Here is a 24,910-nt window from a genome sequence, read left to right on the forward strand (position 1 = left end):
TGAACGAACTTCTCAAGATCCGCTCATCGAATGGTAAAGACCTGCTGCTAGCCTGACTGCCACCCGGCCCGGAGCTCCTCCGCGGCGCGTCCCCCGCACCCCTCCAGGTCGTTCGGCCGCGGCGCCCACCGCCGTCCCCCCGGCACCGATCGATCCTTCTCATCCACAAGGAAACAGGCGACAACTGATGTACACCGCAGCTGTATCGGCAGAGCCGGAGGCCAACGTCCCGGCGCCGCTGTTGTCGGTCGTCATGCCGATCTACAACGAGCAGGAGGCGCTGCCCCTGACCGTCGAGCGGCTGCGTCCGATCCTCGACGAGCTGGGGATCTCCTACGAGGTCGTCGGCATCGACGACGGCAGCACGGACGCGACCCCGGCGCTGATGCAGAAGATCCACCAGGACTGGCCGGAGTTCCGGATCGTCCGCTTCGCGCGCAACTCCGGGCACCAGGCCGCGCTGACCGCCGGCATCCACCGGGCCTTCGGCGACTACGTCGTGTCGATCGACGCCGACCTCCAGGACCCGCCGGAGAAGATCCCGGAGATGCTGGAGCTCGCCCGTCAGAAGAACCTGGACATCGTCTACGGCGTCCGCGGCGACCGCGGCACCGACACGGTGTTCAAGCGCCGCACGGCCGGCGCGTACTACTGGCTGATGCGCAAGCTCGTCGGCAAGAAGATGCCCAACCAGGCCGGCGACTTCCGCCTGCTGAGCCGGGCCGCCGTCGAGGCGCTCAAGGCGATGCCCGAGCACCAGCCGGTCTACCGCCTGCTCGTGCCGTGGCTGGGCTTCCCCAGCGGCGAGGTCGTCTACGTCCGCGAGGAGCGCGTCGCCGGCAGCACGCACTACCCGCTGTCGAAGATGCTCCGCCTGGCCATCGACAGCATCACCAACTTCTCCGCCGCCCCGCTGCGGCTGGCGACGTACCTGGGCCTGCTGAGCTTCGTGCTCTGCTTCGCCCTGGGCGTCTACACCACGGTCGAGTACGCCCTGGGCAAGACCGTTCCGGGCTGGTCCTCGTTGTTCATCGGGATGCTGTTCCTCGGCGCCGTCCAGCTGGTCTGCATGGGCCTGCTCGGCGAGTACGTCGGCAGGATCTACTCGGCGGCCCAGGCCCGCCCGGCCTACTTCGTGGGCTACGACTCGGCCGAGGGTCGCGGCGCGGGAACCCGGAAGGTCTCCGAGTACGTGGCATGAGACGGGCCGGTCCCGCACCGGGACCGGACCGTGCCACCGGCCTCCACGACCGGACGCAGAGCTCGCAGGAGAAACACACACATGGGCACCACCGACAGCACCGCATCCTCCCTCGGGACACCCACGGAGGCGGGGAGACGGCTCGGAGCACCGGTGCCGGAGGCCGGCGGCGCCCCCTCGGGGGCAGCCGCCCGGCTGGCGCGGTTCCTACCGGCCCTGGCGGCGTACGGCCTGCTGGTCGCCCTGCTGCTCGCGTCCGACACCTCGCCCGGTGACGTCGCCCGGTACACCTTCTACGCGGCCTGGGGCGTCGTGCTCCCGGGCACGCTGGTGTTCCGGGCGCTGCGGCGGCGCCCGCACACGCTGATCGAGGACCTCGCCTTCGGCGCGGTGGTCGGCCTCGTGCTGGAGCTGGCGGCCTGGGCGGTGCTGGTCGGCCTCGGCCTCCAGTCCGCGGCGACGGCCTGGCCGCTGGCGGTGGTCGTCCCGTTCGCGGCCGTGCCCCGGCTGCGGCGGCACTGGCTGCCGCGCGGCTACCGCAGGACCTCGACGGCCTGGAACTGGTCCGTGGCCGGCATCGTCGGCGGCACGAGCGCCTACCTGTACGCCGTGGCGCTGAGCCGCAACCCGATCCTGCCGGACGCCGAGTCCACCCGGCAGTACATCGACCTGCCCTACCTGCTCTCGCTGGCGGGCAACGCCAAGCACAACGTCCCGCTGACCTTCCCGCAGGCCGCGGGCGAGCCGCTGCACTACCACTGGTTCACCTTCGTCCACATGGCGATGACCGACATGGTCGGCCACATCGACCTGCCGGTCGTCCAGATGCGGCTGATGGTGCCGGCCCTGGTGGCCCTCGCCATGGTGGTCACGGCGGTGGTCGGCCACCGGCTGTCCGGCCGGGCCTGGGTGGGGCCGGTCGCGGCGCTGCTGGTGTTCGCGGTGGGCGAGTTCAACGCCGTCTACCCGCTCAACACCCAGGGCTGGCCGTTCGGCGCCCCGCTGGTGCCGCTGATGGCCTGGACGAGCCTGTCGCTCACCTACAGCCAGCCGCTGCTGATGGCGCTGATCGGCGTGGTCGCGGACGCGCTGCGGCGCGACGGGACCGACTCGGGCGACGAGGCGGTGCCCCGGCTCGGGCGCGGCGGCTACGTGCTCGTCGCGATGTTCGCGCTCGCCTCCAGCGCCGCCAAGGCCAGCCTGCTGCCGGTCACCCTCGCGGGGCTGGCCGTCGCCGGCCTGATGGTGCTCATCGGCACCCGGCGCATCCCCTGGACGATCGTGCGCCTCGGCGCGATCGTCGGCGGCGCCCAACTGTTCGCCACGGCCGTGCTCTTCCGGTTCGAGAGCTACGGCCTGGAGGTGCTGCCGTTCGGCAACATCGAGCGGTACTGGGCCGATCCGCAGCACACCCGGGGCACCGCCGTCCAGGCGCTGGTCGTCGCGGCGACGCTGGTCGCCTTCCTCCTCAACCACCAGCTCCGGCTGGTGGGCATGCTGCCGCTGATGTGGCGGCGCCGGCTGCGGCTCGATCCGGTGCAGTGGTTCCTGCTGGGCGGCGCGGTGGCCGGTCCGGCCGCCTACCTGGTGGTCAACGGCTTCAACGCGAGCTACTTCACCCTGGCCGGCCTGCCCTTCGGCGTGCTCCTGTCGGCCTGGGGCTACTGCGAGGTGTTCGAACGGGCGGCGCTGCCGGCGCGGGGCAAGGCCGCGCTGGCCGCCGGGACGCTCGCCTTCGTCGGCCTGCTGACCTACGGCGTCCACGAGTACTCGGGCGACTGGGCCCGGTTCGCGCTGGACGCGATCGGCGACTCCGCGGGCGCCCAGTCGTACACCCTCCTGGTGCCGCTCCTGGCGGCCGCCGCGGCCCTGGCCGGTGCGGCACTGGTCTGCGGCCTGCTCTGGTGGGCCGCCGGACGGGCACTGCCCGCGCTGCGGCGCCGGGGCGGACTGGTGCTGCTGACGGCCGCGCTGGTGGCCGGAGCGCCGTCCCTGCTGCTCGACGTCGCGCAGGCCCGGCAGGTGACCTGGGACGGCGCCTGGCCGATGCCGGCCAGCCAGGTCGAGGCGGCCCGCTGGGTGCGGGCGCACAGCAAGCCGTCCGACATCCTGGTCACCAACGACCACTACCGCTCCAACGCCGAGTACGGGGCCGTGGGCGAGGCGGGCTGGAACCCGCTCTCGTTCTGGCTCAGCGGCTACTCGGAGCGCTCGGTCCTGGTCGAGGGCTGGGCGTACTCGCCGCGGCTGATGTCGCAGAAGACCGCCGTCTTCTGGGACCAGCCGCTGCTGAAGCTGAACGACGACGCGATCTACAACCCGACCGCCGACATCCTGCGGGAGCTGCACGACCGGTACCACGTCCGCTACCTGGTGGCGGACCGGAAGCCGGTGCCGGAGTCCCCGCTGCTGAAGACCCTCGCCACCCCCGTCTTCGACAACGGCCGGATGGCCGTCTACGAACTCTCCTGACCCGACAAGCAGATCGCATGGGTTCCCACATGGCTTCCACGAACGAGACGACCGGCATGCTGAGCGCCGCCGAGCAGACGCCTTCCGGCCCCGGTACGACCGCTGGTACGACCAAGCGCCAGCTCCCGGCGTTCGCGATCATCGGCGTCCTGAGCACGCTCTTCTACCTCGGGCTGTACGTGGCGGCGCGGTGGGTCGTCGACCCGCAGGTGGCCAACCTGATCGCGCTCGCGGTCAGCGCCGTCGCCAACACGGCCGCCAACCGGCGCTTCACCTTCGGCATCAAGGGCAGCGAGGGCGCGCTGCGGCACCAGCTCCAGGGCCTGGTCGCCTTCGTGATAGGCCTCGCCCTGAGCGCGGGCGTCCTCGCCCTGCTCGACTACGCGGCGCCGCACGCCTCCAAGGCCGTCGAGGTCGGCGGTCTGATCGTCGCGAACGGCCTGGCCACGATCGTCCGCTTCCTGCTGATGAAGGTCTGGGTCTTCAAGAAGTGACGCCCGGCCGGGCGTCCTCCGTCCGGCTCCCGCGCCACGGCGGGAGCCGGGGCGTCCGGTTGCGCAGCCGCATCGCGGGCTCCTCCACCACGTACCAGGAGAGCGCGCCGAGCGCGGCCGTCACCGCCAACGCGCAGGCGAAGAAGCCGAGTTGGCCGTACGCGGCGAACCCCCGCAGGGCCAGGGCCTGCTCGACGGGGAAGCCGTAGACGTACACGCCGTACGAGAAGTCGCCGACCGCGTCGACGGCCCGGCACCACCGGGGCAGCCGGGCGGCCGCCCAGAACAGCAGGTACACCAGGGCCGGCTGGCCGAACGCCGCGAAGCCGCCCCAGCGGAGCGTGCCCAGCAGCGCGAGCGCGGCGGCCGCCGCCGCCCGGTCGTCGAGCGGGACGCGGCGGGCGTGCAGGCGGCAGGCGGCGCCGAGCAGGAAGGTGAAGCCCAGCCCGGTGAGCAGGTGCCAGGTGAGCCGCCCCGCGCCGGGCAGGGTGACGCCGGGCCCGCCCGCCGGGGGGACACCGGCGGGGAGGTCGACGGCGCCGGAGACGATCAGCAGCCACAGCGCCGCCGCCAGCGCGGGGACGGCCGCCCGCCGGCGCAGCAGGCCGACGGCGGCCAGCAGCGCCGCCAGCAGGTAGCAGAGCAGCTCGTACTTGAGCGACCAGAGCGCGCCGTTGAAGCTGGGGTCGAAGTTGGTCCCCGCCCGGATGCCGGAGGAGATCACGCCCGAGACGTCCCAGCCGGCCAGCGGGCTGTTGCTGCCGAGGCTGGTCACGTAGCCGAGCGGCCCGTCGGGACGGGTCCAGAAGTGCTTCAGGGTGCCGTGCTGCCACAGGTACAGCAGGGGGGCCAGGACGGTCGCGCAGAACAGCAGCGAGGCCAGGAGCCCGGGGACGATCCGCAGCATCCGGTGCCAGACGAAGCGCGCGGGGCTCAGCCGCAGGGCGCTGCCGGTGATGACGAAGCCGGAGATCGCGAAGAAGCCGACGACGGCGCTCTTGCCCAGGTCGGTCTGCTGCCCGCTCCAGTCCCAGAGCGGATCCGGGTGCCCCCAGCCGATCGGGTAGACGTGCGAGGCGACGACGGCGACGGCCAGGAGCAGGCGCAGCGCGCCGAAGGCGTTGGCCCGGCCCACCGTGAGGTCGGCGAGGGTGCGGCGCTGAGCGGGTGGCGCGGTCTGTCCGATGGCTCTTCCCCGATGCGGCGGAACCGGTACTGCTGCTGGGGCCGGTCGTGGACGGACCGGCGCTGGAAAACCGTACGGCGCCCGGAGCGGTGCTCCGGACGCCGCGACACGACGGGGGAGGCGCCTACGCGACCTGGGCGAGCCAGAGTTCGCGGACGGCCTCGCGCAGGGTGCGGCGGGGGGTCCAGCCGAGGCTCTCGCGGGCGACGGTGACGTCGAGCTGCTGCCACTCGGTCTCCGGGCCGGTGCCCGCGGGCGCCGGGACCTCGGTGATCTCGGTGGGGACGCCGCTCTCCTCGATGAGCAGCTCCACCAGCCGGCGGGCGGTCGAGGCGCTGCCGGTGCCGACGTTGACGACGGCCGGGGCCGAGCGGTCGGCGGCGGCCAGCAGGACGGCGTCGAGGGTGTCGGTGAGGTCGACGAAGTCGCGCAGGGCGGTCAGCGGCTGGAGGGACAGCTGCGCGGTCTCGCCGGCGAGGCGGGCCTCGTCGAGCTTGGAGGCCATCACGCCGAGCAGGCTGTGGCCGGGCTGGCCGGCGCCGACGACGTTGCCCAGGCGCAGCACGACGCCGCTGATCCGGCCGGCCTCGACGGCGCGGACGACGGCCTCGGTGGCGGCGAGCTTGAGCTTGCCGTACTCCATGACCGGCGCGGCCCGGTCGCTCTCGTGCTGGCTGGTGCCGACCGGGGCCATGCCGTACTCGTGGACGGTGCCCAGGTGGACGAGCCGGGCGGGCGTCGCCATCGCGGCGACGGCCTCGATCAGCCGCTCGGTGAGGACGACGTTGGCCTGGTACATCTGCTCGTCGTTGAGCCCCCACATGCCGCCGGCCGCGTTGACGACGGTGTCGACGCCCTCCCGCTCCAGCAGCGCGGTGAGCTCGGCCGGGTCCCCGGTGGAGAGGTCGAAGGCGACGAACCGGCCGGGCGCGGGCTCCGCGGGGGCCTTGCGGGCGAGGCTGACCACCTCGGCGCCCTGCGCGAGCAGGCGGGCGCCGAGCACCCGGCCGATGAAGCCGGTGCCACCGAGGACGGCCACCCGGGCCGGGGCCGTGTGCGGTGCGCTCATTGCGGGGACTCCAGGGGTTCTCAGGGGTTCTCGGAGGGTCTCGAAGGTTCTCGAAGAGGGGTCAGCGGGGCCGGCGGGCCGTGCTGGTGGCGTTGCGCAGCAGCGCCTTGGCGCCCTGCCACTGGCCGGCGCGCATCGCGCCCGGCACCAGGGTGAGGGCGTGGATGCGGGCGGACAGGTGCACCCGGGAGGCGCGCGCGGCCCGCGACCAGCCCTGGGCGTCGAGGCGGTCGGCGGCGTCGAGGAAGTAGCGGCGGGCCTCGGTGAAGCGGGTGCCGCTGAACGCCGAGGAGGAGGAGATGCTGACGGCGTGCCGGCGGTACTGGAAGACCCGGTGGTCGTCCACCACCATCTGCTCGCCGGCCTGGAGGAGGTCGACGACCAGGGCGAGGTCCTGGATGATCTCCAGGTTGTCGCGGAAGCCGGTGGTCCTCACGGCCTCGGTGCGCCAGCAGATCGACGGGAAGTACAGCCAGTTGCCCTTGAGCAGGCTGACGGCGAGGTCCTCGCCGCCCATCAGCACGCGGCCGCGCTGCTTGGGCGCGTAGATGCGGCGCTTGGACTCGTCGGCCAGGGAGGTGCTCGGCCGGCCCTCGCCGTCGATGACCTGGACGCCGGGCTGGATCATCGCGACGCCCGGGTGCTCGGTGAGGATCGAGCGGATCGTGGCGACGTACTCGGGGAGCATCACGTCGTCGGTGCCCATGAACACCATGTGCTCGTGCTCGGCCAGGCCCAGGCACTTGCGGTAGTTGCCGGTGACGCCGAGGTTCTGCTCGTTGCGGAAGTACCGCACCCGCGGGTCGTCGATCTCGGCGAACCACTCCGGGACCCCGGGCTCCTTGCCGTCGTCCACGACGGTCAGGCGCCAGTCCGGGTCGGTCTGGGCCAGCACGCTGCGGACGGCTTCCTGCATCAGTGCGACGTCACCGTAGTACGGCAGCAGGATTTCCAGGGTGGTCATGGTGGAGGCACATCCGGTGGTCGGTTCGGGGCCGGCGGGCGGGGCGGGGCCCCGCGGCGCGCCCATCATACTGAGCCGCGCGCGGGGCCCCGTCGCCGTCGGTCCGGCCGGGTTCAGCCGAGGCGCAGGCCCTCGGTGTACGCGCGGCACTTCTCGTAGTCCGGCAGCAGGCCGCTCTCGATCGCCTCGGCGAGCGTGGGGGCCGCGGCGTCGCGGGCGGACAGCTGCGGGGCGTCGGTCGGCCACTCGATGCCCAGGTCCGGGTCGAGCGGGTGCACCGCGTGCTCGCCGGTCGGGTTGTAGGTCTCCGAGCAGACGTACGACAGCGTGGCGTCGTCCGAGAGCGCGCAGAAGCCGTGGCCGAGGCCCTCGGCGATGTACACCGACCTGCGGTCGACATCGTCGAGGCGGACGAACTCCCACGTCCCGAAGGTGGGGGAGCCGACCCGCAGGTCGACGATCACGTCGAGCACGGCGCCGCGCACGCAGCTGACGTACTTGGCCTGGCCGGGCGGGACGTCGGCGAAGTGGATGCCGCGCACGACGTCCTTGGCGGACACCGACAGGTTGCCCTGGGCCAGGCGCAGCGGGTGGCCGACGGCCTCCTGGAGGTGGTCGAAGCGGTACCACTCCATGAACAGGCCGCGCGGGTCGCCGTGCTGCTGCGGGGTGACCTCGACGGCGCCCTCGATGGACAGCTCGCGGAACTTCACTTGGCCGCCTCCTCGTCGAGCAGCGCGATCAGGTAGTCGCCGTAGCCGCTCTTGCACAGGGGCTCGGCCAGCTCGCGCAGCTGCGCGTCGTCGATCAGGCCGGCCCGCCAGGCGGCCTCCTCGATGCAGCCGATCTTGAAGCCCTGGCGCTCCTCGATGACGCGGACGAACTCGGAGGCCTGGACCATCGAGACGAACGTGCCGGTGTCCAGCCAGGCGGTGCCGCGGTCGAGGACGGTGACGTGCAGCTCGCCGAGCTTGAGGTACTCCTCGTTGACGGCGGTGATCTCCAGCTCGCCGCGGGCGCTCGGCGTGAGGTCGCGGGCGATCTCCACCACGCGGTTGTCGTAGAAGTAGAGGCCCGGCACCGCGTAGCGGGACTTGGGGGCGGTGGGCTTCTCCTCGATGGAGATGACCTGGCCCTCGGGGTCGAACTCGACGACGCCGTAGGCGGTCGGGTCGGCGACGGGGTAGGCGAACACCATGCCGCCCTGCGGGTCGGTGCGCTGGGCGAGCCGGGTGCCCAGGCCGCTGCCGTGGAAGATGTTGTCGCCCAGGATGAGCGCGACGGGCTCGTCGCCGATGAAGTCGGCGCCGAGGACGAAGGCCTGGGCGATGCCCTCGGGCTTCTCCTGGACGGCGTACTCCAGCTTCAGCCCGAACTGGGAGCCGTCGCCGAGCAGGCGCTGGAACTGCTCCTGGTCCTGGGGGGTCGTGATGATGAGGATCTCGCTGATCCCGGCCATCACCAGGGTCGACAGCGGGTAGTAGATCATCGGCTTGTCGAAGACCGGGAGGAGCTGCTTCGAGACAGCCCGGGTCAGCGGCCAGAGTCGGGAGCCGGTGCCGCCGGCCAGAAGGATTCCACGCATACCACGCAGCTTATGTGAGGCCGGGAAGCCCACGCCGACCCGGGGCGGAGGGTTCACGCCACCCCGGTAGACTGCCCGCACTATGCGCATCCTCGTCACCGGCGGCGCCGGGTTCATCGGTTCAGAGTTCGTCCGCCAGCTGCTCGGCGCCGGCGCGACCGACCAGATCACCGTCTTCGACAAGCTCACCTACTCCGGTGTCGAGGCCAACCTGGCCCCCGTCGCCGACCACAGCGGCTACGCCTTCGTGCGCGGCGACATCTGCGACGCCGAGGCCGTCGACCAGGTGATGCCCGGTCACGACGTCGTCGTCCACTTCGCCGCCGAGTCGCACGTCGACCGCTCGATCGAGGGCGCCGGCCCGTTCGTCGTGACGAACGTCCTGGGCACCCAGGTCCTGCTGGACGCGGCCCGCAAGCACGGCGTCGGCCGCTTCGTCCACGTCTCCACCGACGAGGTGTACGGCTCGATCTCCGAGGGCTCCTGGACGGAGGAGTGGCCGCTGGCCCCCAACTCCCCGTACTCCGCCTCCAAGGCCGGCTCCGACCTGCTGGCGCTGGCGTACCACCGCACCCACGGCATGGACGTGGTGGTCACCCGCTGCTCCAACAACTACGGGCACTACCAGTTCCCGGAGAAGGTCATCCCGCTGTTCACCACGAACCTGCTGGACGGCAGGAAGGTGCCGCTGTACGGCACCGGCGGCAACATCCGCGACTGGCTGCACGTCTCCGACCACTGCCGCGGCATCGAGCTGGCGATGCGCAAGGGCCGCTCCGGCGAGGTCTACAACATCGGCGGCGGCACCGAGCTGACCAACAAGGAGCTCACCGAGCTGCTGCTCCAGGCCGCCGGCGCGGACTGGTCCTCGGTCGAGCCGGTCGCCGACCGCAAGGGCCACGACCTGCGCTACTCCCTCGACATCACCAAGATCAGCGAGGAGCTGGGCTACACCCCGCAGGTCCGCTTCGAGGACGGCCTCGCGGCCACCATCGCCTGGTACCGCGAGAACCGCGCCTGGTGGGAGCCGCTGAAGGCCAAGGCCGCCCTGCGATGACGAACCCGGTGGCCAGGCTGCTGGGGGCGCTGCCCCCCGGCGTGCGGCTCGTCGCGGGGGGCACCGTCGTCCTCGGCGCCTCCTCGTACATCTTCCTGGCGCTCGCCGGGCACGGCCTGGACACCACCCAGGTGGCCGGGGTCTCGATGCTGTGGACCCTGGTCATGTCGGTCGGATACGGCCTGTTCTCGCCGGTGGAGCTGGAGCTCAACCGGCTCGTGGCCGCGCGCGACGTGGCCGGCCAGGGCCCCGGGCCGGCCATCCGGCGGGTGCTGCTGGCCACCGTCGTGGTGCTCGCCCTGGTGCTGGCCGCCGTCGCGGCCGCGGCCCGTCCGATCGCCGACCGGTTCTTCTCCGGCGACATCGGCCTGGTCGCCGGCATGGCCGGCGCCCTGGTCGGCCTGGCGGTCAGCTCGGTGGCCCGCGGCGCGCTGGCAGGCCTCGGCCGGTTCGGCGCGTACGGCCTCCAGCTGGGCGTGGACGGCGGCCTGCGGATCGGCCTGGCCGCGCTGATCCCGCTCTTCGGCGTGCACTCGGCGTTCGCGTTCAGCCTGATCCTGGTCGTCTCGCCGCTCGCCGCCTCGGTGATCGGGATGCGCTCGGTGCTCGCCGACCGCCGCGGCGGCCCGGCCCCGGCCTGGCGCGACGTCGTCACCGGGCTCGGCCTGTTGACCGGCTCGACGCTGCTGGCGCAGCTGATGGTCAACGCCGCGGTCGTCAGCGTCGGCGTGCTGTCGCCCTCCTCCAAGGCGCTGATCGCGGCGCTGCTCAACGCCGTGGTGCTCGCCCGCGTGCCGCTCTTCGCGTACGCCGCCATCCAGGCCTCGCTGGTCTCCTCGCTGTCCGGCGCCGCGGCGGCCGGCAACCACGGGGAGTTCCGCAAGGTGCTGCTGCGCACCGGCGGCATCGTGGTGCTGATGTGCACCGTCGCGGGGCTGCCCACCGTGGTCCTCGGCCCGTGGGCGATCCGGATCTTCTTCAAGGCCCAGGACGTGCTCGGCCCGCTGGACTTCCTGTGGCTCTCGCTCGGCACGCTCTGCTACATGCTGGCCACCGTCTTCGGCCAGGCGCTGCTCTCGCTGGGCCGCCACCAGCGTCAGCTGTTCTCCTGGCTGGCCGGCACCGCGGTGCTGGTCGCGGTCACCCTGGTACCGGGGGCGATCGCCACCCGCGTCGAACTCGCCTACCTGGCTGGTGCCGCGGTGAGCGCGGCTGCCATGCTATGGGCGCTGAGCCGCTCCCTGACCGCTCCGGCCGGGGTCGTGACGGACCAGCGCGCACCTCTGGCGGCGTCCCGGTCGTCCGAGGCCTGAGTCTTCGAGCCTGAGGTCCCGTCACCCGGGGCCCTAGCACAACCGGCGGCGGCAAGCGCGTTACGCCACGCCTTTTACACTGTGATTACCCGGCCACGCCACTGTCGCTGAAAGGCGCCCCCAGTCGTGCATCTCACCATCATCACCTCGATCACCGGCGTGCTGGTGCTCGTCTACATCCTGGAGCTGCTGCGCCGACAGCAACTCCGGGAGAAGTACGCGGCGATCTGGCTCGCGATCGGTGTCGTCGTCGCACCGCTCGGGTTCTTCCCCACGATCCTGGACTCCACCGCCCGCAAGCTCGGCATCGCCTCCGGCGTCAGCCTGGTCCTCTTCGCGGGCTTCGTCCTCCTGCTGCTGGTCTCGCTGCACCTCAGCTGGGAGGCCTCCCGGCTGGAGGCCGAGACCCGCACCCTGGCCGAGGACGTCGCGATGATGCGCGCCTACCTGGCCGAGCACCACGACTACCCGATCGCGCGCAGCAACAACGACGCCACGAAGGCGACCGACCCCGGGGTGACGGCATGATCGACGGCAAGCGGGTACTGATCATCCTCCCGGCCTGGAACGAGGCCGAGGGTCTGCCCAAGATCCTCCGTGAGATCCAGCAGAAGCTGCCCGGCGTGGACACCCTCGTCGTCGACGACGGCTCGGTGGACAACACCGCCGCCGTCGCCGCCGCGTACGGCTCCAAGGTCGCGCAGCTGCCGTACAACCTGGGCGTCGGCGGGGCCATGCGCTTCGGCTACCGGTACGCGCACCTGCACGACTACGACATCGCCCTGCAGTGCGACGCGGACGGCCAGCACGACCCGAGTTACGTCCCCTCGCTGATCGCCAAGCTCGACGAGGCCGACCTCGTCATCGGCGCCCGCTTCGCCGGCGAGGGCTCCTACAAGGTGCGCGGCCCGCGCTCCTGGGCCATGAAGCTGCTCTCGGTGGTGCTCTCCCGCGTCGCCCGCACCAAGCTCACCGACACCACGTCGGGCTTCAAGGCCTGCAACAAGCCGATGATCGAGTTCTTCTCGCAGTGGTACCCGGTGGAGTACCTGGGCGACACGATCGAGAGCATGGTCGGCGCGGCCCGCTGCGGCTTCGTGATCCGCCAGGTCCCCGTCGCGATGCGCGAGCGCACCACCGGCACCCCGAGCGCCTCCCCGATCAAGGCGACCATCTACCTCGCCAGGGCCGGCCTCGTCCTGCTGCTCGCGATGATCCGCCGGATGCCCAAGCACATCAAGGAGATCAAGCCCGCCACCAGGACGGCCGCCGCGCCGAGCCGGGAGCTGGCCGGCCGCCGCTGAACCACGGGTCGCCGCCGGTGCGTGAACGGAGTAGAACCCGTCGTTCTCACGGGTTCTGTGCAACTTGCTAGCGTGAACTCCACGAACCGGCCGAAGCCGGCGGCGCCCAGGGCCCGCCCCGGCCGTGATCCGGGCCGGACGGCCTGCCGGGTCTCGCGTAGAGCCGGCCTATCCACGGGAAGAGTCGGACTTCAGTGCAGACATCAGCAGAGATCGTCGAGGAGCATCGCGATGATGCCCCGGCGAGAACGTCACCGGCGGACGGTGATCGGGCGCCGGAGTGGTTCCTCCGGGCGGCGGTGAGGTTCGACGAGCTGAGGACCCGCCGCTGGTTCTGGCCCGCCGCCCTGGCCGTCGGGTACGTGCTGGAGGTCCTCTTCCGGCTGTCGCTCGTCAAGGGGCTCAGCTTCCCGACGGTTCACCCGGACGAGGACTCCTACCTCGTCCTCTCCCGGGCCCTGGCCGGGCGTGCCACCACCGAGATCCCGGTCGGCGAGGTCATCCCCGGCGGGTACCCGCTGCTGATCTCCCCGGCGCTGCGGCTCACCACCGACCCGGTGCTGGCCTACCAGCTGGTCCTGGGCCTCAACGCCCTGCTGAACGCGCTGGTCTTCCCGCTGGCCTACGTGGCGCTGCGCCGCCTGGGCGTGCGCCGGCTGCTGGCGTACGTCTTCGGCGGCGTCACCGCGCTGCTGCCGCCGGTGATCTTCTACTCGCAGTTCGCGATGTCCGACGTCGTCCTGCCGGTGCTGATCCTCTCCTGGCTGCTCTGCATGCACGGCTGGCTGTCCGAGGGCCCGCTGAAGCGGCGCTCCTGGTACGCCGCCGGGATGGGCGCGGCGGCCGGCTACTCGATGGCCACCCACGACCGCGGCGGCGTCGTGGTCGCCCTGACGGCCGTGGTGCTCCTCGGCGTGCTGGCGCTGCGCTGGGCGCCCTGGCGGACGACGGTGCTGGGCCTGGTCGTGCTCGGCGGCGGCGTGGGCTTCGCCAAGGGCCTCAACTGGTGGCTGACCCAGCACTACACGGCCGGCAAGAGCAAGGTCAGCGACCACCTGATCGAGGGCCTGACCAACGGCGACATCCTCCAGCGCACCCTGACCCGCACCATCGGTCAGATCTGGTACTTCATCGTCTCCACCTGGGGGATCTCGGGCCTGGCCGTCGTGGTCTGCACCGTCGCGGTGTTCAGCGGCCGCTTCAGGCGCCAGGACCGCATCGTCGGCGGCGTCATGGTGGCGCTGCTGGTCGGCACCGCCTTCGCCGCCGCGGCGACGCTGCCGGACGACGGCCGCATCGACGACTGGGTGTACGCCCGGTACACCTCGTACCTGATCCCCTCGCTCTTCCTGGCGGGCGTCGCGGTGTTCGTCCGGTTCACCCGCAAGCGCGTGGTCTACACGACGCTCGCGACGGCGGCCCTCGTCCTGGTGCTCGCCCAGGGCGTGATCCTCTCGGCCGGCTCGAAGCTGCGCACCCAGGTGTTCGTGCTGTGGGGCATGCCGGACATCACGTTCCTGGCGGGGGACTGGACCAAGCTCAACATGATGCGGACGACGGCCGCCGCCTTCGTGATCCTGGCCGGCCTCGTGCTGCTGCTGGTCTCCGGCGGCCGCAAGGTGCTGTGGGCGCTCGGCGTCTCGCTGGCGCTGTTCGCCTGCTTCGCGAACGTCACCATCACCGAGCACGTCACCACGCCGTTCGCGAAGTGGCGCAAGTCCACGGCGACGGGCTTCACCAAGGACGCCGGCATCAAGCCGGGGGACAACGTGGCGATCTCCTGGAACGTGGACTGGGGCCTGCGGGCGACGCAGACCTACATGATCTACCCGGGCCGGGTCTGGTACCGCGACCCGCTCTGGCAGGAGATCCCGGACAAGGCCAACGTGATCATCACCCCGGCCCCGGCCGAGGGCGCCACCCCCGAGTCGTACTGGCCGAACCACCCGCTCAAGTGGCAGGTGGACCGTGTGGACACGAAGGCCGGCTGGATGATCTGGCGCAAGCACTGACGCACTGAACGCGGCGAAGTCGACCCGATCGGGGCCGGTGAGGTACGTCTCACCGGCCCCGATTGGTGTTTGGGCTGCTCCATGTGGCAGTATGTCCAAGTTGCTCGGTTGAGTGCCGATGCTGCGCGCCTCCCGCCGGGAGGACCGGAAGCGAGTCCCATGTACTCGTCGTTCCCGTGATGGCCGTCAAGCGTGAGTTCTACGCCACGGCAGCTGCGGGGCGGACGTACGGGAATCTTCCGGGAAGCGTACGCGGGGCTTCGATCCGGCTCACCCCACCCCAAAGTTCGAAACCGACGGATTACTTCGCCGGTTTTTTGCAAGCGCGAGGGCGACACGCCCGAGCGCGGGGGTCGGCGGAGGAGTCGTGCAGCGACTAAGGACAAAGGACTACTGAGTAGCCATGGCGGGACAGAAGATCCGCATCCGGCTCAAGGCCTACGACCACGAGGTCATCGACTCCTCGGCGAAGAAGATCGTCGAGACGGTGATTCGTACTGGTGCGCAGGTCGCGGGCCCGGTGCCGCTGCCCACTGAGAAGAACGTGTACTGCGTCATCCGCTCGCCGCACAAGTACAAGGACTCGCGCGAGCACTTCGAGATGCGTACTCACAAGCGTCTGATCGACATCCTCGACCCCACGCCGAAGACGGTTGACTCGCTCATGCGTCTCGACCTGCCGGCGGGCGTCGACATCGAGATCAAGCTCTGAGAGGCGCACCGAAGATGGCTAAGCAGATTAAGGGCATCCTGGGCGAGAAGCTCGGCATGACCCAGGTCTGGGACGAGAACAACCGGGTCGTTCCGGTGACCGTCGTCAAGGCTGGGCCCAATGTCGTGACCCAGGTCCACACCGCCGACAGCCCGTCCGGCTACGACGCCGTGCAGATCGGCTTCGGCGAGATCGACCCCCGCAAGGTGAACAAGCCCCTCGCGGGCCACTTCGCCAAGGCCGGTGTCACCCCGCGCCGCCACCTGGTCGAGCTCCGTACCTCGGACGCGTCCGAGTACACCCTGGGCCAGGAGATCACCGCCGAGCTGTTCGAGGCGGGTGTCAAGGTCGACGTGACCGGCACCTCCAAGGGCAAGGGCTTCGCCGGTGTCATGAAGCGTCACAACTTCAAGGGCCTCGGCGCCGGTCACGGCACCCAGCGCAAGCACCGCTCGCCCGGCTCCATCGGTGGCTGCGCCACCCCGGGCCGCGTGTTCAAGGGCATGCGCATGGCTGGTCGGATGGGCCACGAGCGTGTGACCACCCAGAACCTGACCGTGCACGCGGTCGACGCGGAGAAGGGCCTGCTGCTCATCAAGGGCGCTATCCCGGGCCCGAACGGCGGCCTCGTCCTCGTCCGCACCGCGGCGAAGGGGCTGTGAAGGATATGAGCACCATTGACATCCTGTCGCCGGCTGGCGACAAGACCGGCAGCATCGAGCTGCCGGCCGAGATCTTCGACGCGAAGGTCAGCGTTCCGCTGATGCACCAGGTCGTCGTGGCGCAGCTCGCTGCGGCCCGTCAGGGCACCCACAAGACCAAGACTCGTGGCGAGGTCCGCGGTGGCGGCAAGAAGCCGTACCGCCAGAAGGGCACCGGCCGCGCCCGTCAGGGCTCGACCCGTGCGCCGCAGTTCGCCGGCGGTGGCGTCGTGCACGGTCCCGTGCCGCGCGACTACTCGCAGCGGACCCCGAAGAAGATGATCGCCGCCGCCCTGCGCGGTGCGCTCACCGACCGGGCCCGCCACAACCGCATTCACGTCGTCACCGACGTGACCGCGACCGAGGCGCCGTCGACCAAGGCCGCCAAGAGCCTGTTCGGCAAGATCACCGAGCGCAAGAACGTCCTCCTGGTCGTCGAGCGCGAGGACGAGCTGGGCCTGAAGTCCGCTCGCAACCTGCCGCACGTGCACATCCTGGACGCCGGTCAGCTGAACACCTACGACGTGCTCGTCTCCGACGATGTGGTCTTCACCCAGGCCGCCTTCGAGCGTTTCGTGGCCGGTCCGGCCGCGTCCGCCAAGGCCGTTGCCGCTGAGGGCGAGCTCGAAGGGAGCGCCGCCTGATGAGCGACGTTACGAGCAAGACGTTCACGGACCCCCGTGACGTCCTGGTGAAGCCGGTCATCTCGGAGAAGAGCTACTCGCTCCTCGACGAGAACAAGTACACGTTCATCGTGTCGCCGGGCGCCAACAAGACCCAGATCAAGCAGGCCGTCGAGGCGGTCTTCTCGGTCAAGGTCGAGGCTGTCAACACGATCAACCGTCAGGGCAAGCGCAAGCGCTCCAAGACGGGCTTTGGCAAGCGCAAGGACACCAAGCGCGCCATCGTGACGCTGGCCGAAGGCAACCGCATCGACATCTTCGGTGGTCCGGTCTCCTGAATAGGGAGATCGTGATCGTCGATTAGGACGAGGACGAGAGAGCCAAATGGGCATCCGCAAGTACAAGCCGACTACGCCGGGCCGTCGTGGCTCCAGCGTGGCCGACTTCGTAGAAATCACGCGGTCCACGCCGGAGAAGTCGCTGGTTCGCCCCCTGCACAGCAAGGGCGGCCGTAACAACGCCGGTCGGATCACCGTTCGCCACCAGGGTGGCGGTCACAAGCGCGCCTACCGCGTGATCGACTTCCGTCGTCACGACAAGGACGGCGTGCCGGCCAAGGTCGCGCACATCGAGTACGACCCGAACCGCACTGCGCGCATCGCGCTCCTGCACTACGCGGACGGCGAGAAGCGCTACATCATCGCGCCGCGCGGCATCGCGCAGGGTGACCGGATCGAGAACGGCGCTGGCGCCGACATCAAGCCGGGCAACAACCTGCCGCTGCGCAACATCCCGGTCGGTACCACCATCCACGCGGTGGAGCTGCGTCCCGGTGGCGGTGCCAAGATGGCCCGCTCCGCCGGTGCGGGCATCCAGCTGCTGGCTCGTGAGGGCAAGATGGCGCACCTGCGCATGCCCTCCGGTGAGATCCGCCTGGTGGACGCGCGCTGCCGCGCGACCGTCGGCGAGGTCGGCAACGCCGAGCAGTCGAACATCAACTGGGGCAAGGCCGGCCGTATGCGCTGGAAGGGCGTTCGCCCGACCGTGCGTGGTGTCGCCATGAACCCGATCGACCACCCGCACGGTGGTGGTGAGGGTAAGACCTCCGGTGGTCGCCACCCGGTCTCGCCGTGGGGCCAGAAGGAGGGTCGCACCCGTCGCCCGAAGAAGGCGTCGGACGCTCTCATCGTGCGCCGCCGCAAGACCAACAAGAAGCGCTAGGAGCAGGTCAGATGCCGCGCAGTCTCAAGAAGGGCCCCTTCATTGACGGCCACCTTCTCAAGAAGGTGGACGCGCAGAACGAGGCGGGTACCCAGAACGTCATCAAGACCTGGTCCCGTCGTTCCGTGATCTTCCCGGCCATGCTCGGCCACACGATCGCGGTTCACGATGGCCGTAAGCACGTCCCGGTGTTCGTCACCGAGTCGATGGTCGGCCACAAGCTCGGCGAGTTCGCTCCGACCCGCACCTTCCGTGGCCACGTGAAGGATGACCGGAAGTCGAAGCGCCGCTAGGAAGCCCGTCAGTGGCCCCGCGCCACTGGGCTGAGCTTGCGCGCCAAGAAGACTCAATGACTTACTCCATTAAGGGGACAACCATGGAAGCCAGGGCACAGGCGCGGTACATCCGCGTGACGCCCATGAAGGCCCGCCGCGTGGTGGACCTCATCCGTGGCATGAATGCCACGGAGGCCCAGGCCGTCCTGCGTTTCGCTCCGCAGGCTGCCACCGTGCCGGTCGGCAAGGTGCTCGACAGCGCCATTGCCAACGCCGCGCACAACTACAACCACTCCAACGTGGACGACCTCTTCATTTCCGAGGCGTACGTTGACGAGGGCCCGACCCTGAAGCGGTTCCGTCCGCGTGCCCAGGGCCGTGCCTACCGGATTCGCAAGCGGACCAGCCACATCACCGTGGTCGTCAGCAGCAAGGAAGGAACCCGGTAATGGGCCAGAAGGTTAACCCGCACGGGTTCCGGCTCGGCATCAGCACGGACTTCAAGTCCCGCTGGTACGCCGACAAGCTGTACAAGGACTACGTCAAGGAAGACGTCGCCATTCGTCGCATGATGACGAAGGGCATGGAGCGCGCCGGCATCTCGAAGGTTGAGATCGAGCGCACCCGCGACCGCGTCCGCGTCGACATCCACACCGCTCGTCCGGGCATCGTCATCGGTCGCCGCGGCGCGGAGGCCGACAAGATCCGGGGCAACCTGGAGAAGCTGACCGGCAAGCAGGTCCAGCTGAACATCCTCGAGGTCAAGAACCCCGAGCTGGACGCCCAGCTCGTGGCTCAGGGCGTCGCGGAGCAGCTGTCCTCCCGCGTGTCCTTCCGCCGTGCCATGCGCAAGTCGATGCAGGGCACCATGAAGTCCGGCGCCAAGGGCATCAAGGTCCAGTGCTCCGGTCGTCTCGGCGGCGCCGAGATGAGCCGTTCGGAGTTCTACCGCGAGGGCCGTGTGCCGCTGCACACCCTCCGCGCGAACGTCGACTACGGCTTCTTCGAGGCCAAGACGACCTTCGGCCGCATCGGCGTGAAGGTCTGGATCTACAAGGGCGACGTCAAGAACATCGCCGAGGTCCGCGCTGAGAACGCCGCTGCCCGCTCGGGCAACCGCCCGGCCCGTCCCGAGGGTGGTCGTCCCGCCCGCGGTGGCGAGCGCCGTGGTGGCGAGCGCGGTGGCCGCGGCCGTCGTCCCGCCGCTGCCGAGGCCCAGGCCCCGGCTGCGGTCGAGGCTCCGGCTGCAGAGAACACCGGAACGGAGGCCTGACCCCAATGCTGATCCCCCGCAGGGTCAAGCACCGCAAGCAGCACCACCCGAAGCGCCGCGGCGCTGCGAAGGGTGGCACCGAGCTGGCGTTCGGCCAGTACGGCATCCAGGCCGTGACCCCGGCCTACGTGACGAACCGACAGATCGAGTCCGCTCGTATCGCGATCACCCGTCACATCCGTCGTGGTGGCAAGGTCTGGATCAACATCTACCCGGACCGCCCGCTCACCAAGAAGCCGGCCGAGACCCGCATGGGTTCCGGTAAGGGTTCGCCGGAGTGGTGGATCGCGAACGTGCACCCGGGTCGGGTCATGTTCGAGCTGTCGTACCCGAACGAGAAGACTGCGCGCGAGGCGCTCACGCGTGCCGCGCACAAGCTTCCGATGAAGTGCCGGATCGTCCGGCGCGAGGACGGTGAAAGCTGATGTCGGCCGCTACCAAGGCTGCTGAGCTTCGTCAGCTGGACAACGAGGCCCTCGTTGCCAAGCTTCGCGAGGCCAAGGAGGAGCTGTTCAACCTCCGCTTCCAGGCGGCGACCGGGCAGCTCGACAACCACGGCCGGCTCAAGCTGGTCCGTAAGGACATCGCGCGGATCTACACCCTGATGCGCGAGCGCGAGCTGGGCATCGAGACGGTGGAGAACGCCTGATGACTGAGAACACCAACGAGACGCGCAGCTTCCGCAAGACCCGTGAGGGTCTCGTCGTCAGCGACAAGATGGACAAGACCGTCGTCGTCGCCGTCGAGGACCGCGTCAAGCACGCGCTGTACGGCAAGGTCATCCGCCGTACCAACAAGCTGAAGGCGCACGACGAGCAGAACGCGTGCGGTATCGGCGACCGTGTCCTCCTCATGGAGACCCGGCCGCTGTCCGCGACGAAGCGCTGGCGCGTCGTCGAGATCCTCGAGAAGGCCAAGTAACGAAGTTGATGCGGTACGGCCGTATGTGCACCAGGCTCCTTGCGAGCGCCGGTGTGAGCAGCGGCCGGCCCGTCAGCTCTCGTTGACGATCAGGAGAAAGCTGTGATCCAGCAGGAGTCGCGACTGCGCGTCGCCGACAACACGGGCGCGAAGGAAATCCTTTGCATCCGCGTTCTCGGTGGCTCCGGTCGCCGCTACGCCGGTATCGGGGACGTCATCGTCGCCACCGTCAAGGACGCGATCCCCGGCGGTTCGGTGAAGAAGGGTGACGTCGTCAAGTGCGTCGTCGTCCGTACCGTGAAGTCGCGCCGTCGTCCCGACGGTTCGTACATCCGGTTCGACGAGAACGCCGCCGTCGTCCTCAAGAACACCGAGGGCGACCCCCGCGGTACCCGCATCTTCGGCCCGGTGGGCCGCGAGCTGCGCGACAAGAAGTTCATGAAGATCATCTCGCTGGCGCCGGAGGTGCTCTAACTCATGGCGAACAGCATGAAGATCAAGAAGGGTGACCTGGTCCAGGTCATCACCGGCAAGGACAAGGGCAAGCAGGGCAAGGTCATCCAGGCCATCCCCGCTGAGAACAAGGTCCTGGTCGAGGGTGTCAACCGGGTCAAGAAGCACACCAAGCCGGGCCCGGGCACCCAGGGTGGCATTGTCACCGTCGAGGCCCCCGTGCACGTCTCCAACGTCCAGCTGGTCGTGGAGAAGGACGGCAAGAAGGTCGTCACCCGCGTTGGTTACCGCTTCGACGACGAGGGCAACAAGATCCGCGTTGCCAAGCGAACCGGTGAGGACATCTGATGTCTGAGACGTCTGTTGAGAAGGTGACCCCCCGTCTCAAGGAGCGTTACAACTCCGAGATCAAGGGTCAGCTGCAGGAGCAGTTCTCGTACGAGAACGTCATGCTGACGCCCGGCCTGGTCAAGGTCGTCGTCAACATGGGTGTCGGCGAGGCCGCCCGTGACAGCAAGCTGATCGAGGGCGCGATCCGCGACCTGACCGCGATCACCGGTCAGAAGCCGGCCGTGACCAAGGCTCGCAAGTCCATCGCGCAGTTCAAGCTGCGCGAGGGCCAGCCGATCGGCACCCACGTCACCCTCCGTGGTGACCGCATGTGGGAGTTCCTGGACCGTCTGGTGTCGCTGGCCCTGCCGCGTATCCGTGACTTCCGTGGCCTCTCCCCGAAGCAGTTCGACGGCCGTGGCAACTACACCTTCGGTCTGACCGAGCAGGTTATGTTCCACGAGATCGACCAGGACAAGGTCGACCGTCAGCGCGGTATGGACATCACCGTCGTGACCACCGCTCAGACCGACGACGAGGGCCGGGCGCTCCTGCGCGCTCTGGGCTTCCCGTTCAAGGAGGCGTGAGCCAATGGCGAAGAAGTCCCTCATCGCGAAGTCCGAGCGCAAGCCGAAGTTCGGCGTCCGGGCCTACACCCGGTGCCAGCGCTGCGGCCGTCCGCACTCGGTGTACCGCAAGTTCGGCCTGTGCCGTGTGTGCCTCCGTGAGATGGCGCACCGCGGCGAGCTGCCGGGCGTGACCAAGAGCTCCTGGTAGTCCTCTCCCCGTAGAGGGCCCAGGCTCCAGGTACACAGTCAGCGACGCAGAGGTGCCCGATCCCACATGGCCCGTTTTTGGGCTGCCGTACGGATTCCCGTAAGGTAGTGGGGTCGGGCCCCCTGCCACGGCTTCCCCATGGACGCCGGTGGCCCTCTTCGGAGAGGGCTCGCACCCAGTCTTACGACGCCGCAGGTCCCCTGCGTCTGTGCCCCCGCCGCACTCCTCGGAGTGCGGCGGGGGGACCTGGCGCGGAGAAACCACGGCGAGAGAGGCCTGAGGCCATCATGACCATGACCGACCCCATCGCAGACATGCTCACGCGTCTGCGTAACGCGAACTCGGCGTACCACGACTCCGTGGCGATGCCGGCCAGCAAGATCAAGGCGCACGTCGCCCAGATCCTGCAGCAGGAGGGTTACATCTCCTCCTACAAGGTTGAGGAGCCCGCTGAGGGCGAGGTCGGCAAGAAGCTGACCATCGAGCTCAAGTTCGGCCCCAACCGTGAGCGCTCCATCGCCGGCATCAAGCGCATCAGCAAGCCGGGTCTGCGCGTTTACGCAAAGTCCACCAACCTGCCGAAGGTTCTCGGCGGCCTGGGCGTGGCGATCATCTCCACGTCCTCCGGCCTCCTGACCGACAAGCAGGCCGCCAAGAAGGGCGTAGGCGGAGAAGTTCTCGCCTACGTCTGGTAATTCGGGAAACGGAGGTACAGCAATGTCGCGCATTGGACGGCTGCCCATCCAGGTCCCCGCTGGCGTGGACGTCACCATCGATGGCCAGGCGGTCTCGGTGAAGGGCCCGAAGGGCTCCCTCACCCACGTCGTCGCCGCGCCGATCGAGATCGGTAAGGGCGAGGACGGCACGCTGCTCGTCACCCGCCCCAACGACGAGCGTATGTCGAAGGCCCTGCACGGCCTTTCCCGCACGCTGGTGGCGAACATGATCACCGGCGTGACCGCGGGCTACCGCAAGTCGCTGGAGATCAGCGGTGTCGGCTACCGAGTTCTGGCGAAGGGCTCCAACATGGAGTTCCAGCTGGGCTACAGCCACCCGATCCTCGTCGAGGCCCCCGAGGGCATCTCCTTCGTCGTCGAGTCGGCCACCAAGTTCCACGTGGACGGCATCGACAAGCAGAAGGTCGGCGAGGTCGCTGCGAAGATCCGCAAGCTGCGCAAGCCCGACCCGTACAAGGCCAAGGGCGTCAAGTACGCGGGCGAGGTCATCCGCCGCAAGGTCGGAAAGAGTGGTAAGTAAGCGATGAGTGTCTCTGTCAAGATCGGCAAGGGCAACGCCTACAAGAGCGCCGCTCGCAAGCGCCGCGCGATCCGCGTTCGCAAGCGCGTCGTCGGCACCGAGGTGCGTCCGCGCCTCGTCGTGACGCGTTCGAACCGTCACATGGTCGCCCAGGTCATCGACGACGCCAAGGGTCACACCCTGGCGTCGGCGTCCACCCTCGACGTGTCCATCAAGGGCGCCGAGGGCGACAAGACCGAGCTGGCCAAGAAGGTCGGGAGCCTGGTCGCCGAGCGCGCCAAGGCCGCCGGCATCGAGTCGGTCGTCTTCGACCGCGCGGGCAACCGGTACGCCGGCCGCATCGCCGCCCTGGCGGACGCGGCTCGTGAGGCCGGGCTCGACTTCTAAGCCGCTCGTCGGCTCAGTCGACGGACGTAATCGAGAGAGGTAATTCCAATGGCTGGACCCCAGCGCCGCGGTAGCGGCGCCGGCGGCGGCACCGGCGGTGGCGAGCGGCGCGACCGTAAGCGGGACGACCGGGGCAACGCCCCCGCCGTCGAGAAGACCGCTTACGTCGAGCGTGTCGTCGCGATCAACCGTGTCGCGAAGGTTGTCAAGGGTGGTCGTCGTTTCAGCTTCACCGCGCTGGTCGTGGTGGGCGACGGTGACGGCACCGTAGGTGTCGGCTACGGGAAGGCGAAGGAGGTTCCGGCCGCCATCGCCAAGGGTGTTGAGGAGGCCAAGAAGAACTTCTTCAAGGTCCCCCGTATCCAGGGCACCATCCCGCACCCCATCCAGGGTGAGAAGGCCGCCGGCGTCGTGCTGCTGAAGCCCGCCGCCCCCGGTACCGGTGTTATCGCCGGTGGTCCGGTGCGCGCCGTCCTGGAGTGCGCCGGCATCCACGACATCCTGTCGAAGTCGCTCGGCTCGGACAACGCGATCAACATCGTGCACGCCACCGTGGTGGCTCTGAAGGGCCTCGTGCGCCCCGAGGAGATCGCCGCCCGTCGTGGCCTGCCGCTGGAGGACGTGGCCCCCGCCGCTCTGCTGCGGGCGCGTGCCGCTGGGGTGAGCGCCTGATGGCTCGCCTCAAGATCACGCAGACCAAGTCGTACATCGGCAGCAAGCAGAACCACCGTGACACCCTGCGTTCGCTCGGTCTCAAGCGCATGCACGACGTCGTGGTGAAGGAGGACCGTCCCGAGATCCGCGGGATGGCCCAGACGGTCCGTCACCTGGTGACGGTTGAGGAGGTGGACTGATCATGGGCGAGAACCCGATCAAGATCCACAACCTGCGTCCCGCCCCGGGTGCCAAGACCGAGAAGATCCGTGTGGGTCGCGGTGAGGGCTCCAAGGGTAAGACCGCTGGTCGTGGCACCAAGGGCACCAAGGCCCGCTACCAGGTTCCGCAGCGCTTCGAGGGTGGCCAGATGCCGCTCCACATGCGTCTGCCGAAGCTGAAGGGCTTCAAGAACCCGTTCAAGGTGACCTTCCAGGTCGTCAACCTCGACAAGCTGGCCGAGCTCTACCCGCAGGGTGGAGAGGTCACCGTCGAGGACCTGGTCGCCAAGGGCGCGGTTCGCAAGAACTCGCTCGTCAAGGTGCTCGGCACCGGCGACATCGCGGTTGCCCTGCAGGTGACGGTCGACGCCGTCTCCGGCTCGGCCGCCGAGAAGATCACCGCCGCCGGCGGTACGGTCACCGAGCTCATCTGAGCACGCTGACAACC

34 protein-coding genes are annotated in these 24,910 nt (G+C 69.5%); 29 read left to right on the plus strand and 5 right to left on the minus strand.

What is annotated here, in order from left to right; genetic code table 11:
* The first annotated feature begins 187 nt into the window (after nucleotides 1-187).
* The 3 genes from ACIRRS_RS15200 (at nucleotide 188) to ACIRRS_RS15210 (ending at nucleotide 4,167) form a co-directional block, all read left to right on the plus strand.
* Nucleotides 188-1,201, plus strand: coding sequence for a glycosyltransferase family 2 protein (locus ACIRRS_RS15200; protein ID WP_402970217.1), 1,014 nt, complete (start codon nucleotides 188-190; stop codon nucleotides 1,199-1,201).
* 81 nt (nucleotides 1,202-1,282) lie between these two features.
* The gene (locus ACIRRS_RS15205; protein WP_402970220.1) at nucleotides 1,283-3,673 is read left to right on the plus strand and encodes a hypothetical protein; all 2,391 of its coding nucleotides are present in this window, start codon (nucleotides 1,283-1,285) and stop codon (nucleotides 3,671-3,673) included.
* A 29-nt stretch (nucleotides 3,674-3,702) separates the two neighbouring features.
* Complete coding sequence (locus ACIRRS_RS15210) at nucleotides 3,703-4,167, plus strand: GtrA family protein (RefSeq protein WP_402970223.1); 465 nt, start codon at nucleotides 3,703-3,705, stop codon at nucleotides 4,165-4,167.
* Here ACIRRS_RS15210 and ACIRRS_RS15215 read toward each other — a convergent pair.
* From ACIRRS_RS15215 to rfbA, 5 genes are all read right to left on the minus strand, one after another.
* A complete protein-coding gene (locus tag ACIRRS_RS15215) occupies nucleotides 4,157-5,302 on the minus strand; it encodes an acyltransferase family protein (protein WP_402970226.1) in 1,146 nt (381 codons plus the stop codon). The genes ACIRRS_RS15210 and ACIRRS_RS15215 overlap by 11 nt on opposite strands.
* A gap of 175 nt (nucleotides 5,303-5,477) precedes the next feature.
* Nucleotides 5,478-6,422: an NAD-dependent epimerase/dehydratase family protein gene (locus ACIRRS_RS15220; protein WP_402970229.1), complete on the minus strand. Its 945-nt coding sequence runs from the start codon at nucleotides 6,420-6,422 to the stop codon at nucleotides 5,478-5,480.
* Nucleotides 6,423-6,483: 61 nt separating this feature from the next.
* On the minus strand, nucleotides 6,484-7,386 hold the full coding sequence (locus ACIRRS_RS15225; protein WP_402970232.1) for a glycosyltransferase family 2 protein: 903 nt from the start codon (nucleotides 7,384-7,386) through the stop codon (nucleotides 6,484-6,486).
* Nucleotides 7,387-7,499: 113 nt separating this feature from the next.
* Nucleotides 7,500-8,099 carry a dTDP-4-dehydrorhamnose 3,5-epimerase gene (gene rfbC, locus ACIRRS_RS15230; protein WP_402970234.1) on the minus strand — a complete coding sequence of 200 codons (600 nt, stop codon included), beginning with the start codon at nucleotides 8,097-8,099 and terminating at the stop codon, nucleotides 7,500-7,502.
* Nucleotides 8,096-8,971, minus strand: coding sequence for a glucose-1-phosphate thymidylyltransferase RfbA (rfbA, locus tag ACIRRS_RS15235; protein WP_402970237.1), 876 nt, complete (start codon nucleotides 8,969-8,971; stop codon nucleotides 8,096-8,098). Before rfbA ends, rfbC begins: the two co-directional genes overlap by 4 nt.
* Nucleotides 8,972-9,053: 82 nt before the next feature.
* On the opposite strand from rfbA, the gene rfbB reads away from it, so the two are divergent.
* From rfbB to rplO, 26 genes are all read left to right on the plus strand, one after another.
* On the plus strand, nucleotides 9,054-10,028 hold the full coding sequence (rfbB, locus tag ACIRRS_RS15240; RefSeq protein WP_402970240.1) for a dTDP-glucose 4,6-dehydratase: 975 nt from the start codon (nucleotides 9,054-9,056) through the stop codon (nucleotides 10,026-10,028).
* The gene (locus ACIRRS_RS15245; protein WP_402970243.1) at nucleotides 10,025-11,341 is read left to right on the plus strand and encodes a hypothetical protein; all 1,317 of its coding nucleotides are present in this window, start codon (nucleotides 10,025-10,027) and stop codon (nucleotides 11,339-11,341) included. The genes rfbB and ACIRRS_RS15245 overlap by 4 nt, the downstream gene beginning before the upstream one ends.
* A 126-nt stretch (nucleotides 11,342-11,467) precedes the next feature.
* The gene (locus ACIRRS_RS15250; protein ID WP_396282725.1) at nucleotides 11,468-11,869 is read left to right on the plus strand and encodes a DUF2304 domain-containing protein; all 402 of its coding nucleotides are present in this window, start codon (nucleotides 11,468-11,470) and stop codon (nucleotides 11,867-11,869) included.
* Nucleotides 11,866-12,645, plus strand: coding sequence for a glycosyltransferase family 2 protein (locus ACIRRS_RS15255; RefSeq protein WP_402970246.1), 780 nt, complete (start codon nucleotides 11,866-11,868; stop codon nucleotides 12,643-12,645). The genes ACIRRS_RS15250 and ACIRRS_RS15255 overlap by 4 nt, the downstream gene beginning before the upstream one ends.
* Nucleotides 12,646-12,944: 299 nt before the next feature.
* Complete coding sequence (locus tag ACIRRS_RS15260) at nucleotides 12,945-14,657, plus strand: phospholipid carrier-dependent glycosyltransferase (RefSeq protein ID WP_402970248.1); 1,713 nt, start codon at nucleotides 12,945-12,947, stop codon at nucleotides 14,655-14,657.
* Between the two features lie 403 nt (nucleotides 14,658-15,060).
* Entirely contained in the window at nucleotides 15,061-15,369 is a 309-nt protein-coding gene (gene rpsJ, locus ACIRRS_RS15265; RefSeq protein WP_012785157.1) for a 30S ribosomal protein S10, read from the plus strand.
* A 14-nt stretch (nucleotides 15,370-15,383) separates the two neighbouring features.
* Nucleotides 15,384-16,031 carry a 50S ribosomal protein L3 gene (gene rplC, locus ACIRRS_RS15270; RefSeq protein WP_402970251.1) on the plus strand — a complete coding sequence of 216 codons (648 nt, stop codon included), beginning with the start codon at nucleotides 15,384-15,386 and terminating at the stop codon, nucleotides 16,029-16,031.
* A gap of 5 nt (nucleotides 16,032-16,036) precedes the next feature.
* On the plus strand, nucleotides 16,037-16,714 hold the full coding sequence (rplD, locus tag ACIRRS_RS15275; protein WP_402970253.1) for a 50S ribosomal protein L4: 678 nt from the start codon (nucleotides 16,037-16,039) through the stop codon (nucleotides 16,712-16,714).
* Nucleotides 16,714-17,031, plus strand: a complete 318-nt coding sequence (gene rplW, locus ACIRRS_RS15280; RefSeq protein ID WP_030280768.1) for a 50S ribosomal protein L23 — start codon at nucleotides 16,714-16,716, stop codon at nucleotides 17,029-17,031. The genes rplD and rplW overlap by 1 nt, the downstream gene beginning before the upstream one ends.
* A gap of 46 nt (nucleotides 17,032-17,077) precedes the next feature.
* Nucleotides 17,078-17,914, plus strand: a complete 837-nt coding sequence (gene rplB, locus ACIRRS_RS15285) for a 50S ribosomal protein L2 (RefSeq protein ID WP_218198386.1) — start codon at nucleotides 17,078-17,080, stop codon at nucleotides 17,912-17,914.
* A gap of 11 nt (nucleotides 17,915-17,925) precedes the next feature.
* On the plus strand, nucleotides 17,926-18,207 hold the full coding sequence (rpsS, locus tag ACIRRS_RS15290; protein WP_030055821.1) for a 30S ribosomal protein S19: 282 nt from the start codon (nucleotides 17,926-17,928) through the stop codon (nucleotides 18,205-18,207).
* Nucleotides 18,208-18,290: 83 nt separating this feature from the next.
* The gene (gene rplV, locus ACIRRS_RS15295; protein ID WP_402970256.1) at nucleotides 18,291-18,638 is read left to right on the plus strand and encodes a 50S ribosomal protein L22; all 348 of its coding nucleotides are present in this window, start codon (nucleotides 18,291-18,293) and stop codon (nucleotides 18,636-18,638) included.
* Nucleotides 18,638-19,462, plus strand: a complete 825-nt coding sequence (rpsC, locus tag ACIRRS_RS15300; protein ID WP_031063045.1) for a 30S ribosomal protein S3 — start codon at nucleotides 18,638-18,640, stop codon at nucleotides 19,460-19,462. Before rplV ends, rpsC begins: the two co-directional genes overlap by 1 nt.
* Before the next feature lie 5 nt (nucleotides 19,463-19,467).
* Nucleotides 19,468-19,887 carry a 50S ribosomal protein L16 gene (gene rplP / locus ACIRRS_RS15305; RefSeq protein ID WP_031063043.1) on the plus strand — a complete coding sequence of 140 codons (420 nt, stop codon included), beginning with the start codon at nucleotides 19,468-19,470 and terminating at the stop codon, nucleotides 19,885-19,887.
* A complete protein-coding gene (gene rpmC / locus ACIRRS_RS15310) occupies nucleotides 19,887-20,111 on the plus strand; it encodes a 50S ribosomal protein L29 (RefSeq protein WP_031063040.1) in 225 nt (74 codons plus the stop codon). The genes rplP and rpmC overlap by 1 nt, the downstream gene beginning before the upstream one ends.
* Nucleotides 20,111-20,383 carry a 30S ribosomal protein S17 gene (gene rpsQ, locus ACIRRS_RS15315; RefSeq protein ID WP_402970259.1) on the plus strand — a complete coding sequence of 91 codons (273 nt, stop codon included), beginning with the start codon at nucleotides 20,111-20,113 and terminating at the stop codon, nucleotides 20,381-20,383. Before rpmC ends, rpsQ begins: the two co-directional genes overlap by 1 nt.
* Before the next feature lie 102 nt (nucleotides 20,384-20,485).
* Nucleotides 20,486-20,857 carry a 50S ribosomal protein L14 gene (gene rplN, locus ACIRRS_RS15320; protein ID WP_030055827.1) on the plus strand — a complete coding sequence of 124 codons (372 nt, stop codon included), beginning with the start codon at nucleotides 20,486-20,488 and terminating at the stop codon, nucleotides 20,855-20,857.
* A 15-nt stretch (nucleotides 20,858-20,872) separates the two neighbouring features.
* Nucleotides 20,873-21,184 (plus strand): 50S ribosomal protein L24, encoded by a 312-nt coding sequence (rplX, locus tag ACIRRS_RS15325; RefSeq protein WP_345286354.1) that lies wholly within the window; start codon nucleotides 20,873-20,875, stop codon nucleotides 21,182-21,184.
* Nucleotides 21,184-21,753, plus strand: coding sequence for a 50S ribosomal protein L5 (gene rplE / locus ACIRRS_RS15330; RefSeq protein ID WP_030300393.1), 570 nt, complete (start codon nucleotides 21,184-21,186; stop codon nucleotides 21,751-21,753). Before rplX ends, rplE begins: the two co-directional genes overlap by 1 nt.
* A gap of 4 nt (nucleotides 21,754-21,757) precedes the next feature.
* Entirely contained in the window at nucleotides 21,758-21,943 is a 186-nt protein-coding gene (locus ACIRRS_RS15335; RefSeq protein ID WP_030055830.1) for a type Z 30S ribosomal protein S14, read from the plus strand.
* 287 nt (nucleotides 21,944-22,230) lie between these two features.
* A complete protein-coding gene (rpsH, locus tag ACIRRS_RS15340) occupies nucleotides 22,231-22,638 on the plus strand; it encodes a 30S ribosomal protein S8 (RefSeq protein WP_030280781.1) in 408 nt (135 codons plus the stop codon).
* Nucleotides 22,639-22,660: 22 nt separating this feature from the next.
* Nucleotides 22,661-23,200, plus strand: coding sequence for a 50S ribosomal protein L6 (gene rplF / locus ACIRRS_RS15345; RefSeq protein ID WP_402970261.1), 540 nt, complete (start codon nucleotides 22,661-22,663; stop codon nucleotides 23,198-23,200).
* A 3-nt stretch (nucleotides 23,201-23,203) separates the two neighbouring features.
* A complete protein-coding gene (gene rplR / locus ACIRRS_RS15350) occupies nucleotides 23,204-23,587 on the plus strand; it encodes a 50S ribosomal protein L18 (RefSeq protein ID WP_030280785.1) in 384 nt (127 codons plus the stop codon).
* Between the two features lie 48 nt (nucleotides 23,588-23,635).
* Nucleotides 23,636-24,259 carry a 30S ribosomal protein S5 gene (gene rpsE / locus ACIRRS_RS15355; protein ID WP_402970264.1) on the plus strand — a complete coding sequence of 208 codons (624 nt, stop codon included), beginning with the start codon at nucleotides 23,636-23,638 and terminating at the stop codon, nucleotides 24,257-24,259.
* Nucleotides 24,259-24,441: a 50S ribosomal protein L30 gene (gene rpmD, locus ACIRRS_RS15360; RefSeq protein WP_030251557.1), complete on the plus strand. Its 183-nt coding sequence runs from the start codon at nucleotides 24,259-24,261 to the stop codon at nucleotides 24,439-24,441. The genes rpsE and rpmD overlap by 1 nt, the downstream gene beginning before the upstream one ends.
* A gap of 2 nt (nucleotides 24,442-24,443) precedes the next feature.
* Complete coding sequence (gene rplO / locus ACIRRS_RS15365; RefSeq protein ID WP_402970266.1) at nucleotides 24,444-24,896, plus strand: 50S ribosomal protein L15; 453 nt, start codon at nucleotides 24,444-24,446, stop codon at nucleotides 24,894-24,896.
* Nucleotides 24,897-24,910 lie beyond the last annotated feature (14 nt).

Source organism: Kitasatospora sp. NPDC101183, from assembly GCF_044767945.1.
Taxonomy (GTDB): Bacteria; Actinomycetota; Actinomycetes; order Streptomycetales; family Streptomycetaceae; genus Kitasatospora.